General features: G+C 71.8%; 10 protein-coding genes. 8 read left to right on the forward strand and 2 right to left on the reverse strand.

Going from position 1 to position 14227, the window contains the following annotated elements; all coding sequences use genetic code 11:
* Positions 1 to 152: 152 nt before the first annotated feature.
* Entirely contained in the window at positions 153 to 1796 is a 1644-nt protein-coding gene (locus OHA05_RS13810; RefSeq protein WP_313946026.1) for a serine/threonine-protein kinase, read from the reverse strand.
* A 423-nt stretch (positions 1797 to 2219) separates the two neighbouring features.
* Here OHA05_RS13810 and OHA05_RS13815 point away from each other — a divergent pair, with 423 nt between their 5' ends.
* From OHA05_RS13815 to OHA05_RS13830, 4 genes are all read left to right on the forward strand, one after another.
* Positions 2220 to 5528: an FHA domain-containing protein gene (locus tag OHA05_RS13815; RefSeq protein ID WP_328860730.1), complete on the forward strand. Its 3309-nt coding sequence runs from the start codon at positions 2220 to 2222 to the stop codon at positions 5526 to 5528.
* 171 nt (positions 5529 to 5699) lie between these two features.
* Positions 5700 to 7055 (forward strand): ABC transporter substrate-binding protein, encoded by a 1356-nt coding sequence (locus tag OHA05_RS13820; protein ID WP_313946024.1) that lies wholly within the window; start codon positions 5700 to 5702, stop codon positions 7053 to 7055.
* Between the two features lie 3 nt (positions 7056 to 7058).
* Positions 7059 to 8408, forward strand: coding sequence for a carbohydrate ABC transporter permease (locus OHA05_RS13825; protein WP_328860731.1), 1350 nt, complete (start codon positions 7059 to 7061; stop codon positions 8406 to 8408).
* Complete coding sequence (locus OHA05_RS13830; protein WP_313946022.1) at positions 8405 to 9286, forward strand: carbohydrate ABC transporter permease; 882 nt, start codon at positions 8405 to 8407, stop codon at positions 9284 to 9286. Before OHA05_RS13825 ends, OHA05_RS13830 begins: the two co-directional genes overlap by 4 nt.
* Before the next feature lie 145 nt (positions 9287 to 9431).
* Here the strand turns inward: OHA05_RS13830 and OHA05_RS13835 are convergent, their stop codons facing one another.
* Positions 9432 to 10049: a TetR/AcrR family transcriptional regulator gene (locus OHA05_RS13835; protein WP_313948987.1), complete on the reverse strand. Its 618-nt coding sequence runs from the start codon at positions 10047 to 10049 to the stop codon at positions 9432 to 9434.
* 138 nt (positions 10050 to 10187) lie between these two features.
* Between OHA05_RS13835 and OHA05_RS13840 the strand changes: the two genes are divergently transcribed.
* The 4 genes from OHA05_RS13840 to OHA05_RS13855 are packed head-to-tail and all read left to right on the forward strand — an operon-like array spanning position 10188 to position 14159.
* Positions 10188 to 11093 (forward strand): ABC transporter permease, encoded by a 906-nt coding sequence (locus OHA05_RS13840; protein ID WP_328860732.1) that lies wholly within the window; start codon positions 10188 to 10190, stop codon positions 11091 to 11093.
* Positions 11086 to 11865, forward strand: coding sequence for an ABC transporter ATP-binding protein (locus tag OHA05_RS13845; protein ID WP_313946020.1), 780 nt, complete (start codon positions 11086 to 11088; stop codon positions 11863 to 11865). The genes OHA05_RS13840 and OHA05_RS13845 overlap by 8 nt, the downstream gene beginning before the upstream one ends.
* Positions 11866 to 11902: 37 nt before the next feature.
* Positions 11903 to 13144 carry a glycosyltransferase family 87 protein gene (locus OHA05_RS13850; RefSeq protein WP_328860733.1) on the forward strand — a complete coding sequence of 414 codons (1242 nt, stop codon included), beginning with the start codon at positions 11903 to 11905 and terminating at the stop codon, positions 13142 to 13144.
* 49 nt (positions 13145 to 13193) lie between these two features.
* Positions 13194 to 14159 (forward strand): serine/threonine-protein kinase, encoded by a 966-nt coding sequence (locus tag OHA05_RS13855; protein ID WP_313946018.1) that lies wholly within the window; start codon positions 13194 to 13196, stop codon positions 14157 to 14159.
* Positions 14160 to 14227 lie beyond the last annotated feature (68 nt).

The following is a 14227-nucleotide window of genomic DNA, read 5'->3' on the forward strand; positions in this document are numbered from 1 at the left end:
CCGTGACCGCGGGGACACGCGAGGCACACCTGAGTAACGTACGCGGGGATCCGGGGCCTGTGGGCCCCGGATGCCGCCAACCTTCACTTCTACGGGGGAAAACTGCCCGAAGAAGTCAACAAAGCTGACAAAGCCACCGAGTCGTGCAGTGGCTACTGTCCGCCTGGGTCCTGAGGCCCGGCGCCCGGGTCGGAACCGCCGAGGTCGGAGATCCAGTCCGACACCTTCGAGATGCCGTCGCCGATCGCGCTCCAGTAGCTCTTGCCCTCCGCGATCCAGCCCTGCAGCGGGGTCAGCTCCCAGACGAGCCAGCCCGCGACCACGATCAGGATCACCGAGAACAGACAGCCCTTGAGGCAGCCCAGACCCGGGATGCGCATCGGATTGGCGCTGCGCTGCCGGGGCTGGCGCGGGGTGGGCTGCGGCGGCTGCGGAGGCGCGTAGGGCTGCGGCGCGTACTGCTGCTGCTGGGGCGGTGGCTGCTGCCGGGCCTGCCGCCTGCTCTGCCGCGGCTGCTGAGGCTGGGGCTGGGGGCGCTGCGGCTGCGGCGGGTACCCCTGTTGCGGGTGCTGCGGCTGCTGGGGCCGCTGCTGCTGACGCTGCGGACGGCGCCGCAGCGGGTCCTGGCTCGGGTCGATGTACTGGACCTGTGTCTGCTCGCTGCGGTCGCGGGCGGCCTGGAGCTGGGACTGCCAGGGGTGGTTCGGGTCGTTGCCCGGCGGCACGGGAGGCATCACCGAGGTCGGGTCGGGGCCCTGGCCCTGGCCGGGACCGGTCTGCTGCATCACGCTGGTCGCGGCGTTCGGGTCGTACGAACCGGCGTTGGTGGGCAGCACCTGCGTCGGGTCGGCCGAGCCCGGGGTGCCCGGGACGTGTGCCGGATCCGGGTCGGGGCCGAGCAGGGCGGCGACGCCGAGCGCGGCCTCGACCTGCGCGGAGGAGGAGTGCACACCGATGCCGGCAGCGACGGTGCGCAGCCCGCGGGCGAGGTTCTCGGCGCTCGGACGCTGGGACGGCTCCTTGCGCAGACAGCGCTCTATGACCGTCCACAGCGGCTCGGGAACGGTGGTGGGGCGGCGCGGCTCCTCGCTGAGGTGGCGGTGCAGCACCTCCAGGGCACTGCCGCCCGCGAACGGGGGCCGGCCGGTGACCAGCTCGTAGAGCAGGATGCCCGCGCCGTAGATGTCGACGGCGGAGGTCTGCGGACGGCCCTCGGCGGACTCGGGCGCGACATAGGCGGGCGTGCCGACGAACTCGTGCGTACGGGTCAGGCCCGGGGAGTCCGCGAGGCGCGCGATGCCGAAGTCGGTCAGCATCGGGTGCATCTGACCGTCGATGTCCGTCTTCAGCAGGACGTTCGCGGGCTTGAGGTCCCGGTGGACGACGCCGTCGGCGTGACTGGCGGCGAGGGCGTCCGCGATCTGGGCGGTCAGCAGTGCGGCGGCGACCGGGGTGAACGGGCCGTTGTCGCGGAGATAGCGGTGCAGGTCGGGGCCGTCGACCAGGTCCATGACGAGGGCGAGCAGATCGCCCTCGACGACCAGGTCGCGCGTCCGCACGATGTTCGGGTGGGTCAGGCGGAGCAGGACGGAGCGCTCGCGCAGGAAGCGCATCACCACGTCCGCGTCGTTCGCCAGCTCCTCCTTGAGGACCTTGATCGCCACGGTCTCGCCCGGCTGGCCGGGCACGGCCGCCTCGGCGCCCGCGGTCTCCCGCTGGCTGGCCCGCCAGACGGTGCCCGTGGCCCCGCGCCCGAGTGGCTCCTCGAGCAGGTACTTGCTGCCTACCGGCCGCACGTCATGTGCTCCCTGCTGATCGTGGTCCTTGCATGATCCCGGGCCACTGTCCCTCCGCCCGGGTTTCCGACCCACTTTAATGCCGCCGAACGGGGCACCGTCCGGTTGTCTTGCTCCGCCGTCGTCCCGGCGGTGTTCGAGAGAAAGACGTGCGCATCGTACGGATGGTTGCCGAACGGCCGTGCCGCACACATCACGGCGGTTCCGGATCCGTACCCAACCAGGCATTTTCCGTCCGGAGCGGACCAATCAAGATCACTTGTGAGCGGTACCCGGGCGTGTTGTCAGTGGCAGGTGCGAGGATGCCCTCAGCACGGCGCCGTGGGGGCGGGAGCTCTGTGGTCCGTGCCGACCTGCCGGGTGGGGGCGATCACAGGCGGCACCCCTGCCGGGCACCCTGCGCAGAAGGGATTGCTGACGGCCATGCAGATCCGGCTGACCGTTCTCGCACCGCGCGGCGGGCAGCCCGCGGCCGCGGGGCCCGCGTCTGCGGGACGTGTCCCTGCCGCGCGCTCGTGCGACGTGCTGATCACCGCGCCGTCCGGGACGGCGCTCGCCGCCGTCGCCTCCGATCTCGCGGCCGCCGTCGCGGGCCCGGACATCTCGGGCACCATCGTTCTCTACGCGGGCCAGGAGCGCCTCGACACCCAGCGCCGCACCCTCGGCGAGCCGCCCCTGGTGGACGGTGCTGTGCTCTCGCTCCAGGTCCCCGGCGACGACGAGCCGCCCGTGACGGACTCCGCGGCGCAGCTCCAGGTCGTGGCCGGCCCCGACGCGGGCGGTGTGCACCTCCTCCACGGCGGCCGCATCAGCATCGGCCGCTCGGCGGAGGCAGACGTGCCGCTGGACGACCCCGACGTCTCCCGGCTGCACTGCGCGGTGACGGTGGCGGAGGACGGCCGGGTCACCGTGGCGGACCTGGGCTCGACGAACGGCACGACGCTGGACGGCACCGCGGTCGGTTCCCGACCGGTGCGGCTGCCCGCGGGTGCGCTGCTGCGCCTGGGCGAATCGACGCTCCGCCTCACCCCCGGCGACCGCACTCCGGCGCTGCCGACGGCCCCGGACGGCGAGGGGCATCTGCGGGTGCGCCGCATCGACATGGCGGAGGGTACGGACCTGCCGGGTGGGGACGGCCCCGGCACGTCGGCTGCCACGGACGCGCACCGTATGTACGGCGCCGGGATGCACGACGCCCGGACGCCGGATGCCGGGTCGTCCGCGGACGGCGGGCGGCACGGAGACCGCGCGACGGGCAGCGCCCCCGGGGACCGGCCTGGCCCGGGCGGTCCCGCGGGCCCCGGCCGGGTCGAGCATCTGCCGGGTGGCCCGTATCCGCCCGGACAGACACCGGACCGTTCGACCGCCAGTACGCCCGCCCACGGCACGTACACGGGTCCCGCCGGCCCGCAGGGCACTGCGTCCCGCGTCCCCGCCCAGTACGACCCGAGCCAGTACGACCCCGCCCGCACCGCCGGCGCCGCCGGCGAGCCGGGTCAGGGCGACGCCGTGCACTCCCGGGCCTCCGAGATCCAGGACGGCGCCTCGGAGACGCCCGAGGCCCACAGCCGGCAGGGCGCGCCCGCCCGCGGCGCCCGCAAACGAGGCATAGGCGCCTGGGCCCGGCGGTTCGCCGGAGCCAGGGAAGAGGTGTCCGCCGAGATGGCCGCGGAGCCCGAAACACCGCCCGCCGCCGCGCCCGTCGTGGAGAGCTGGCCCGACCCCGCCGCCGTACTGCTGACCGCTCTCGGCCCCGGCTCGCGCCTCTGGGAGCGCGGTCCGGAGCACCCGGAGTCCCTCGTTCTGCGGCTCGGCACCACCGACCGTGCCGATCTCCCGTCCGTGCCGGTGACGGTCGGGCTGCGGGAAGCCGGCTCCCTCGGACTCGCCGGCCCCCGGGCGCGGCTGGCCGGTCTCGCCAGATCGGCCGTCGCCCAGATCGCCGCGCTGCACTCCCCCTCCGACCTGGAGATCGTGCTCATCAGCACGGACCGGGCGCGGAGCCTCCAGGAGCGCCGGGCCGAGTGGGCCTGGCTCGGCTGGCTCCCGCATCTGCGGCCCGCCCACGGGCAGGACTGCCGGCTGCTGCTGGCGTACGACCGCGACCAGGCCACCGCCCGTACGGCCGAGCTCACCCGCAGGCTGGACGACGGACCGCTCGGCCCTGGCTGGCCGAGCGCCGACCGGGCGGCCCTCACCGAGGCGGCCGGGCGGCACGACGGCTCGCGCACCGTCGTCATCGTGGACGGCGACCCGGGTTCGGCCGCGCTCCGGGAGACGACGGCACGGCTCGCGGGCGCCGGCTGGGCCGCCGGAATCCATCTGATCTGTCTGGCCGAGACGCCCGCCGCCTCCCCGCTGTCGCCGGTGACGGCCACCTATGAGACGGCGTGCGCCGCCTCGCTCGCCTTCCGCGAGTGCGGCGCCGTCGCTCTGCTGAGCGGTGATGTGGCCACCGCGCTGCGGCTGATGCGTACGGCGGGAGGGCAGCCGGCGGGGCACGGCACGGTGGGCGCGGTGGACGCGGTGTCGGCCGCCTGGGCGGAGCGCTTCGGTCGCGCGCTCGCCCCGCTGCGCGCCGAGGGCACCGGCACCCGGCCGGGCCGGGCGGCGCCGCTGCCCCGCACGGCACGCCTGCTCGACGAGCTCGGGCTGGCCCGGGCGACGCCTGCTTCCCTGATGACGCGCTGGGCCGCGGAGGGCGAGAGCACCGCGGTGCTCGGCGCGAGCCCTCGTGGACCGCTGGCCGTCGATCTCACCGAAGAGGGCCCGCATCTGCTGATCGAGGGGCCGCCGGGCAGCGGTCGTACCGAACTGCTGCGGTCGGTCGCGGCCTCACTCGCCGCGGCGGACCGCCCCGACCGGCTGGGGCTGCTGCTGGTCGACGGCGCGGGCGGCGAGCGCGGCGAGGGCCTCGCGGCCTGTACGGAACTGCCGCATGTCACCGAGCATCTGGTCGCCAGCGACCCCGTCCGGATGCGGGCCTTCGCCCAGGCACTGGGCGCGGAGCTGAAGCGCCGTGCCGAACTGCTCGGCAGTACGGGCTTCGCCGAGTGGCAGACCCGGCGGGAGGTCGCGGACCGGATGGTGTCCCCGCGCCCGCCGAGCGCCGCCGAACAGCGCGGCGACATCGACTCCCCCTCCAGTGGCACGCTCCGGCTGCGCCCGGGTGGCCGCGCGGCCACCGCGCAGGGGCCCGCACCGCTGCCCCGGCTGATCGTCCTGGTCGACGACTTCGACGCCCTGGTGGCTCCGGCGCTCGGCAGCCCGGGCCGTCCTGCCGCCGGTTCGGTCGTACGGGCCCTGGAGGCGGTGGCCCGCGACGGCGAGCGGCTCGGCATCCATCTGGTGGCCACCTCCGCACGCCCCGACCGCACGGCCGACACCGACCTGGCCCAAGGTGCGCGGCTGCGTGCCGTGCTGGACCCGCCGCCCGCTTCCGCCGGGCCGGAGGATCCGGCTCCGGGGCGGGGCAGGCTGGGGCACCCGGACGGCAGGGTGACGCCGTTCCAGAGCGGCCGGGTGACGGGACGCATTCCGCGTACGGCCACGCTGCGCCCCACCGTGGTGCCGCTGGAGTGGGAGCGCATGGGCGATCCGCCGACCCGCCGCCCGGTGCGTGAACTGGGCAACGGCCCCACGGATCTTGCCCTGTTGGCGAGCGCTCTGGAGCGGGCGGCACGATCGGTGGATGCCGAGCCGCTGCCTCCGCTCTCCCCCGCTCATCCCTGAACGACGGGTACTCATCCCTGAACGACGGGCCGGTTGCACCCTTTGACAGGACATCACGTCACAAGGGCATCACGAAAGACTCGTAGGCGAAGGGTGCGGTATTGCGACACCCGTGGACCGGGCGTACACCTGTCGGTCAACGGGACATTGCACGGGAGAGACGGGGCAGTGATGCGCACAACTCTTCGTACGAGCAAGGCCGCAGTGATCTTCGCGGCTGTCGGCGCCCTTGCCGTCGCCGGCTGCGGGGGCGGCGACGACAAGGCGAAACCGGACGAGAGCAAGGCCGGCGAATCCGCGCCCTCGGTCCAACTCCCCAAGCTGAACGGGGAGAAGCTGGAGGTCGCCGCCGTGTGGAGCGGCCCCGAGCAGGAGAACTTCACCAAGGTCCTCAAGGAGTTCGAGAAGCGGACCGGCGCCACGGTCACCTTCGTCCCCGCCCAGGACCCGATCGTCAACTTCCTCGGCACGAAGATCGCCGGCGGCAGTCCTCCCGATGTGGCCATGCTCCCGCAGGTCGGCGCGATCCAGCAGGCCGTGGAGCGCAAATGGGCCAAGCCCGTCGCCGCGGAGGCGAAGGCGGAGCTGGCGAAGAACTACTCCGCCGGCTGGCAGAAGCTCGGCCAGGTGAACGGCGAGCAGTACGGCGTCTACTACAAGGCCGCCAACAAGTCCCTGATCTGGTACAACAACACCGCCTTCGAGAACGCGGGCGTGCAGGAGCCGAAGACCTGGAAGGACTTCCTCGCCGTCGCCGAGACGATCTCCGCCTCGGGCGTCACACCGGTCTCGGTCGCCGGCGCAGACGGCTGGACGCTCACCGACTGGTTCGAGAACATCTACCTCTCCCAGGCGGGCCCGGAGAAGTACGACCAGCTCGCCCAGCACAAGATCAAGTGGACCGACCCGTCGGTGAAGACGGCGCTGACGACGCTCGGCGAGCTCTTCGGCAAGCCGAACCTCATCGCGGGCGGCGCCGACGGCGCGCTCCAGACGGAGTTCCCCGCCTCGGTGACCCAGACGTTCACCGGCGGTGACCAGCCCAAGGGCGCGATGGTCTTCGAGGGCGACTTCGTCTCGGTCAACATCGCGCAGACGAAGGCGAAGATCGGCACGGACGCGAAGGTGTTCCCGTTCCCCGCCGTCGGCACCGAGGCGCCGGTGGTGACGGGCGGCGACGCGGCCGTCGCCCTCAAGGACAGCAAGGGCGCCCAGGCCCTGCTGACCTTCCTGGCCTCGCCCGACGCGGCAAAGATCTCGGCCGGCGCGGGCGGGTTCATCTCGCCGAACAAGTCGCTGGACCTGGCCGCCTATCCGAACGACGTCCAGCGCGACATCGCCAAGGCTCTGATCGCCGCGGGCGACAACTTCCGCTTCGACATGTCGGACCAGATGCCGCAGTCGTTCGGCGGTACGCCCGGCAAGGGTGAGTGGAAGGCGCTCCAGGACTTCCTCAAGAACCCGAAGGACGTGGCAGGGGCCCAGCAGAAGCTGGAGTCGGACGCCGCCAAGGCGTACAAGAGCTGACGGGTGACCACCGTGGCGAAAGCGGGGGGCGCGGCAGAGCCGACGCCCCCCGCCGACAGGCGCAAGAGTGTGACCGGCACACGCAAGACCGTCGCGGTGGCGTTCCTGCTGCCCGCGCTGGTGCTGCTGGGCGCGCTCGTGGTCTACCCGATCGGGTACTCGCTCTACCGGTCCTTCTTCGACCAGGCGGGGACCGGCTTCGCCGGACTCGACAACTACCAGGAGATATTCACCGACGACACCATCCTCACCGCGGTCAAGAACAACGCGATCTGGGTGGTCGTCGCCCCGACGGTCTCGACGGTGCTCGGGCTGATCTTCGCGGTCCTCACCGAACGGGTCCGCTGGGGCACCGCGTTCAAGCTGATCGTCTTCATGCCGATGGCGATCTCGATGCTCGCCGCGGGCATCATCTTCCGGCTGGTGTACGAGCAGGACCCGGACCGGGGCGTGGCCAACGCCGTGTGGGTGGGCGTGCACGACACCTTCGCCGAGTCGGCGGGCTATCCGAACGCCCGCCCCCTGCCCGTGCATCCGCTGAAGCCGGGCGGCGGCGGCTCCTTCGTGACGAAGACCCCGGTCACCGCGGGGCAGCCGGCGCTCCTTCCGCTGGTCGGTGTCGCACCGGCGAACATGCCCGACGGCGCGAAGCCCGCCAAGGCGGCTGAGCCGGAGGACGGGAAGATCACCGGCACGGCCTGGCTGGACTTCACCCGGGGCGGCGGCGGCAAGCCGAACGTCGTCGACGCCAAGGAACTGGGGCTCGACGGCCTGAAGGTGGAGGCGGTCAAGGACGGCAAGGTGGTGGCCTCGACGCGGGCCGGTCCGGACGGCACGTTCAGCCTGCCGGAATCCGCCGCGGGGGCCGAACTGCGGCTGCCCGCATCGAACTTCGCGGGCCAGTACAACGGCGTCAACTGGCTCGGCCCCACCCTCGTCACCCCGGCCATCATCGGCAGTTACGTCTGGATGTGGGCGGGCTTCGCGATGGTGCTCATCGCGGCGGGTCTCGCCAGCGTGCCGCGTGAACTCCTCGAAGCGGCACGGGTCGACGGCGCGACGGAGTGGCAGGTCTTCCGCCGTGTCACCGTCCCGCTGCTGGCGCCGGTGCTCGCGGTCGTGCTGGTGACGCTGATGATCAATGTGCTCAAGATCTTCGACCTGGTCTTCATCATCGCGCCGGGCTCGGCCCAGGACGACGCGAACGTGCTGGCGCTCCAGTTGTACCGCTCCTCGTTCGGCACGGACTCCCATCTCGGTCTGGGCAGTGCGATCGCGGTGCTGCTGCTGTTGCTGGTGATCCCGGTGATGTTGTTCAACATCCGGCGCATGCGAAGGGAGAGCCGCCGATGACCACGACCGACGGTGTGGTGAAGGCGAAGCAGTCCCTCGCGGCACGGCTCGCGGCGGGCGCCGGCGGCAGCGTGATGCGGGTGTTCCTGATCCTGATCGGCCTGTTCTGGCTGATGCCGACATTCGGTCTGCTCATCTCGTCGCTGCGCGGGCCCGCCGACATCAGCGCGAGCGGCTGGTGGAAGGTGTTCACCGAGCCGGCGCAGCTGACCACCGAGAACTACTCGCAGCTGCTCCAGAACGAGGCGATCACCGACTCGCTGTTCGCCAGCGTGATGATCACGGTCCCGGCGACCCTGCTGGTGGTCATCATCGGCTCGTTCGCCGGCTACGCCTTCGCCTGGATGGAATTCCCCGGCCGAGACTGGTGGTTCATGGCCGTCGTCGGCCTGCTGGTCGTCCCGGTGCAGGTCGCGCTGGTGCCGGTGTCGAAGCTGTTCGGCGAGATCGGCATCTTCGAGACGACGATCGGCGTGATCCTCTTCCATGTCGCGTTCGGCCTGCCGTTCGCGATCTTCCTGCTGCGGAACTTCTTCGCGGAGATCCCCCGGGAGCTCCTGGAGGCGGCGCGGCTGGACGGAGCGGGCGAGATCCGGCTGTTCACCCGTGTCGTGATGCCGCTGGGCGGTCCGGCGATCGCCTCGCTCGGCATCTTCCAGTTCCTGTGGGTCTGGAACGACATGCTGGTCGCGCTGATCTTCGCGGACTCGGAGAGCGCGCCGATCACGGTGGCGCTCCAGCGCCAGGTCCGGCAGTTCGGCAACAACATCGATGTGCTGGCGCCGGGAGCGTTCGTTTCGATGATCATCCCGCTGGCGGTCTTCTTCGCCTTCCAGCGCCAGTTCGTGACGGGCGTGATGGCGGGTGCGGTGAAGTAGGACATCGCTGCACGAGGGAGGGGCCGGGCGGGGATCACCTGCCCGGCCCTTCCGCGTACGGAGCGGGCCGGGTCGTACGGACGGGCCCGGGTCTTACGTACGCGGCCCGGCCGCGCGAGGTGGCGGGCCCTCGCCTGATAGGGACTCAGGCCTTCAGCGCCGCCACCGCTCCCCGCGCCAGCTCGTCCAGATACCCCTTCGGCAGCCCCGACCTGACGACCACCAGCCGCCAGTACAGCGGCCCCACGATCAGGTCCAGCGCCTTGTCGGGGTCGGTGGAGGCGGGCAGTTCGCCGCGGGCGACCGCGTCGCGCACGACCACCGCCGCGACCCCCTGCTGGCTGTCCAGCAGCGCCGCCTTGATCGCGTCCGAGATCTCCGGATGGCGCGCGGCCTCCACCAGCAGGTCGGGGATGACCTGCGAGGCCACCGGGTGGCGCAGCGCGTGCGAGGCCACTTCCAGCAGGGCGCGCACATCCCCGTACAGCGAGCCCGTCGCCGGCGCCGGCAGTCCCTGGGTCGCGAGCGCGGAGACCAGGTCGAGCACGAGCGACAGCTTCGACTTCCACCGCCGGTAGACAGCCGTCTTGCCGACGCCCGCGCGTCGCGCGATGCCCTCGATCGACATACGGGCGAAGCCGACCGCGGCGAGCTCCTCGAAGACGGCGGCGCGGATCGCTTCGGTCACGTCCTCCCGGAGCACTGCGGCTCCCGCGGGGGCACGTCGTGGGGTTCCCGGGTCCGTGGTCATGACCATGAGCATACCGGTGACGACGAAACGGTTGCGTTGCAACGTACATCGGTCCTACTCTCACCGTAGCGACGAAACGGACCCGTCCCATCGCTGCCGTACCGTCGCGCGCACCGTTTCCCCGTCCTGCCCCCGGCGAAAGCGACCAGAGTGAGCAGCCAGACGATCTCCACACCCGCGCCACCGGCGGAGGGCCTCAGCGAGCTCGCCGCCCGCCACGGGCTCACCGTGAGCGGCGCGCGGCCGACCCTCCGGGCGTACATCGGACAGCTGTGGTCGCGCCGGCACTTCATCACGGCGTTCGCGACCGCGCGGCTCACCGCCCAGTACAGCCAGGCGAAGCTCGGCCAGGTGTGGCAGCTGATGACACCGCTGCTCAACGCCGCGGTCTACTACTTCATCTTCGGGATACTGCTCGGCACGAGCCGCCATGTGGCCGACTTCGTGCCGTTCCTCGTCACCGGCGTCTTCATCTGGACCTTCACGGCCAACTCGATCATGACGGGCACCCGTGCCATCTCCGGCAACATCGGGCTCGTCCGGGCGCTGCACTTCCCGCGCGCCTCGCTGCCGATCGCGCTCGCGCTGCAACAGCTCCAGCAGCTGTTGTTCTCGATGGGCGCGCTGGTCGTGATCCTGATGTTCTTCGGTGAGTTCCCCAAGTTCAGCTGGCTGCTGGCGGTCCCCACACTGCTGCTTCAGGCGGTCTTCAACACCGGCCTGTCGATGGTCATGGCCCGTCTCGCGGCCCGGACGCCCGACATCGCCCAGCTGATGCCGTTCCTGCTGCGCACCTGGATGTACGTCTCGGGCGTGATGTGGAGCATCCAGGCGGTGCTGAAGGGCCAGCACCTGCCGCACCTGGTGCTGCTGGCGCTGGAGTGCAACCCCGCCGCCGTCTACATCGACCTGATGCGCTTCGCGCTCATCGACAGTTTCACCGCGTCCCAGCTGCCGCCGCACGTGTGGGCCGTCGCCCTCGGCTGGGCCGTGCTCTTCGGAGTGGGCGGCTTCCTGTACTTCTGGAACGCTGAGGAGCAGTACGGCCGTGGCTGAGCAGACCGATCGGATCCCCACCGTCGTCGTCGACGATGTGCACGTGAAGTACAAGGTGAACGGCGGGCGCACCGGCAAGGGCAGCGCCACCACCGCCATGAGCCGGATCATCTCCCGCAGGTCCGCGCCCGGTATCCGTGAGGTGCACGCGGTCAAGGGCGTCAGCTTCGCCGCCTACAAGGGCGAGGCGGTCGGCCTGATCGGTTCCAACGGCTCCGGGAAGTCGACGCTCCTCAAGGCGATCGCCGGCCTGCTGCCGCCCTCCGACGGCAGGGTGTTCACCCAGGGGCAGCCGTCCCTGCTGGGCGTGAACGCCGCCCTGATGGGCGACCTCACCGGCGAGCGCAACGTGATCCTCGGCGGGCTCGCGATGGGCATGTCCCGCGAACAGGTCCACGAGCGCTACGACGACATCGTCGACTTCTCCGGGATCAACGACAAGGGCGACTTCATCACGCTGCCCATGCGGACGTACTCCTCCGGCATGGGTGCCCGGCTGCGGTTCTCCATCGCTGCCGCGAAGAGCCACGACGTACTGCTGATCGACGAGGCACTGGCCACGGGCGACGCCAAGTTCCAGCGCCGCAGCCAGGAGCGGATCAACGAGCTGCGCGAGGAGGCGGGCACGGTGTTCCTGGTCAGCCACAGCACCGGGACCATCACCGCGACCTGCGACCGGGCGCTGTGGCTGGAGGCGGGCACGCTGCGGATGGACGGGCCGGCGAAGGACGTCGTCGCGGCGTATGAGGCATTCGCCAAGAGCAAGAAATAGCGGGAAATCTATGTAAATCAGGCTAAAGTACCCGCCGATGACGCCCCATCGGATCGCCCCGCTCCCGTCCGCCCACCATCTGGCTCCGGTACTGGCGGACAACCGCCCCGGTACCGGACGCCGACTGGGCCCCCGGCACAGCTTCGCGCTGGCCCTCACCTGGGTGGCCACCCGCTTCGGCATGCTGGCCCTGCTGGTCGTCGACCGCCTCGGCGACACCGGGGTGGCCGGCGAGGTGCACACCCTCTACCGGCGCTGGTACGAGCAACTCGCCCACGGGGCGTTCCCCGTGGACGACGTCACCTGGCAGTACCCGCCCGGCGCCGCCCTGGTGTTCCTCTCCCCGGGCCCGCTGCCCTGGCTGACGTACTTCGAGGCCTTCGTGGCCCTCGTCCTGGTGTCCGACGCGGTCATCACCGTCGCGCTGGCCCGGGCGGGGGTACGCGGCGCCTGGCTATGGGTGTGCGCGCTGCCGCTGCTGCTGAACGTCCCGCTGGCCCGGTACGACGTCCCCGTCACCGCCGTCGCCGTGCTCGCCCTGCTCGCCGTGCGCACCCGCCCGCGCCTCGGCGGCGCGCTCGCCGGGATCGGCGCGATGATCAAGATCTGGCCGCTGCTGGCCGTGCTCGGCACCGCGCGCGGACGAACCACACGCTCGGCCTGGCTCTCCGCGGCGGTCGCCGCGGCCGTCCTGTTCGCGGCGCTCGCCATCGGCTTCAGCCACACCCTCGACTTCGTACGGCAGCAGGGCGCCCGCGGTGTGCAGATCGAGTCGCTCGGCGGCACCGCGCTCCAGCTCGCGCGCCACGCGGAGTGGTCGGGGACGGTGCGCTACCAGTACGGGGCGTTCGAGTTCATCGGCCCGTATGTGTCGAGCGTGGCGACGGCATCGCTGGCGCTGACCGTCGTCGCCTTCGGCTGGCTGGTGTGGTGGCGGATGAAGGCGCGGCGCTGGAATCCCGCGACCCCCTTCGACGCGGCCTTCGCGGCCGTGCTCCTGTTCACCGTCACCAGCCGCGTCATCAGCCCGCAGTACATGATCTGGCTGCTCGGCCTGGCCGCGGTCTGTCTGACCTCCCGGTTCACCACCCAGCGGCCGGTCGCGCTGCTGATGGTGCCCGCGGCCGTGCTGAGCGCGCTCGCCTATCCCCTGCTCTACAACGACGTGCTCGGCGGCACCGTGCTCGGCTGTGTGCTCATGGTGCTGCGCAACGGTCTGCTGCTCACGGCGGCACTCCTGTCGTGTCGGCGCCTGTGGACGGCGACGGCCTCGCGATAGGCTCCCGGACGCCATCGGCAGGTGCACAGGCACGTTCTGGGGGGGCCGGATGCGTCGTGACGGGCTCGAACCACTGCGGGAGAACGACCCGGCGGAGATCGCCGGCTATGTACTCGAAGCGCGGATCGGCGAGGGCGGGATGGGGACCGTCTTCCTCACCCGGTCCCCCGAGGGCCGGCCGGTCGCGCTCAAACTGATCCGCCGCGAACACGCGCAGAGCGAGAACTTCCGGAAACGGTTCGCCCGCGAGGTCGAGGCCGCTCGCCGGGTGCACGGCCGTCATGTCGTCCCCGTGCTCGACCACGACGCGGACGCCGAACGGCCCTGGCTGGCGACCCGTTACGTGCCCGGGCTGCCCCTGGACGAGGCGCTCGCCGAACACGGACCGCTGCCTCTGGCGTCCGTGCTCCGGCTGACCGCGGGCGCGGCCTGCGCGCTGGACGTCGTCCACAGCGCGGGGGTCGTCCACCGCGACGTCAAGCCGGCCAATCTGCTGCTGACCGCGGACGGGCCGTGGCTGCTGGACTTCGGCATCGCGCGGGCGGCCGGGACGGCGACGCTGACCACGATCGGCCGGATGGTGGGCACACCGAAGTACATGTCGCCCGAGCACGCGCTGGGCAAGAAGGTCACGCCCGCATCCGACGTCTTCACGCTCGGTCTGGTGGCCGCGGAGGCCGCGTCGGGCCGTCATCCGTACGGAGAGGGCGGCGGCCTCGTCGTCGCCACCCGGATCGCGGGCACCGAGCACGAACCGCCGGACCTCGGCCCCTTCCCGGCGCCGCTGCGCGAGGTGCTCGCGGCCTGTCTGGCCGCGCGTCCCGAGGACCGTCCCGCCGCCGCAGAGGTAGCCCGGCTGTGCGGCAGCACGGGCGGACGGGACGCCGGGGACTACCGCGGATGGCTGCCGAAGCCCCTGGCCACGGCGGTGGCGAAGGTGGAACGGGCCACGGGTGCGAAGGTCGACGACCCCCGGTCCTCGGGCTGGCTGAGCCGCATCCGCCGCAATCTCTGAGGGCCCGCGGCAGCGGAGGGTCCGCGATCTCGGAGGGCGCACCGGCTGAGGGCGCGCCTCCGAGGGCC

Origin of the sequence: Streptomyces sp. NBC_00306 (genome assembly GCF_036169555.1) — a bacterium.
Taxonomy (GTDB): Bacteria; Actinomycetota; Actinomycetes; order Streptomycetales; family Streptomycetaceae; genus Streptomyces; species Streptomyces achmelvichensis.

Coding starts and splice junctions, on each gene's coding strand:
- OHA05_RS13855 (WP_313946018.1), top strand. CDS start 13,194: ATGCGTCGTGACGGGCTCGAACCACTGCGGGAGAACGACCCGGCGGAG.
- OHA05_RS13850 (WP_328860733.1), top strand. CDS start 11,903: ATGACGCCCCATCGGATCGCCCCGCTCCCGTCCGCCCACCATCTGGCT.
- OHA05_RS13815 (WP_328860730.1), top strand. CDS start 2,220: ATGCAGATCCGGCTGACCGTTCTCGCACCGCGCGGCGGGCAGCCCGCG.
- OHA05_RS13835 (WP_313948987.1), bottom strand. CDS start 10,049: ATGCTCATGGTCATGACCACGGACCCGGGAACCCCACGACGTGCCCCC.
- OHA05_RS13830 (WP_313946022.1), top strand. CDS start 8,405: ATGACCACGACCGACGGTGTGGTGAAGGCGAAGCAGTCCCTCGCGGCA.
- OHA05_RS13820 (WP_313946024.1), top strand. CDS start 5,700: ATGCGCACAACTCTTCGTACGAGCAAGGCCGCAGTGATCTTCGCGGCT.